The organism is Bacteroides faecichinchillae JCM 17102, assembly GCF_000614145.1.
Lineage (GTDB): Bacteria > Bacteroidota > Bacteroidia > Bacteroidales > Bacteroidaceae > Bacteroides > Bacteroides faecichinchillae.
Genome location: NZ_BAKK01000134.1, coordinates 1 through 683, shown reverse-complemented (window position 1 = coordinate 683; position 683 = coordinate 1). Strand labels below are relative to the sequence as shown.

Genomic DNA, 683 nt, shown 5'->3' with positions numbered 1-683 from the left:
ACCGCATCTGCTTCTCACTCAGTCCGGCAAGTCCGGAGGTCTTTACCCGCGGAGTCACAGTGATGATGTGGGGCTGTCCGGCACTGGTGTGCATGTACAGGGTGTCCCGGGATTGGGCGGAAGTACCGCCGGGATACAGGGACAGGACCAGGAACGATAGAAGGGTTCCCAATGTCCGCATATTTTTGATAGTTCGTAGCGTTTTCATAATGATTCGTTATTTTATGCTGTTATTTTATACTATTTTGATTCTCTTTTTGGTTCTTGTATTACTCTTATATACTCTTGTTACAGGTTTTCTTTATCAGCCATCCCAGAAGCCGCAGTCGCGTCTGGTAAAACCGTCAGCCGGTATCCGTTACAGGCATATCCGCCTTCGGCATACCCGATCCCCGTTATTTCTCTCCCAGGTGGTAGAGATACTGCTGCAGCAGTACCTTGTTCGAGCCCGGATCCAGGTAATAGCTCCTTGTCAGCCTGTTGAAGCCGTCGTACTCATACCGGGTGGTGATTCCATTGGGATCGGTGATGGCTATCACCCCCTGCAACGGTTCGTATTCGCAGGTGTACACGTTCGCTTCCGGTAAAGAAGTACGCAAAAGCTGCAGGGCTTGCAGCAGGGCCGGAGTAGGCACCATGTCTCCGGCCCAACCGTCTGCCCGGCCGGCGTCCACTCCCATGGC

The 683-nt window shown here is 52.7% G+C and carries 1 protein-coding gene; it reads right to left on the bottom strand.

All coding sequences use genetic code 11. The features are described 5' to 3' along the window. Positions 1 to 395 precede the first annotated feature (395 nt). A partial coding sequence (locus JCM17102_RS25465) for an RHS repeat domain-containing protein (RefSeq protein WP_033887290.1) occupies positions 396 to 683 on the bottom strand: 288 nt, incomplete at its 5' end.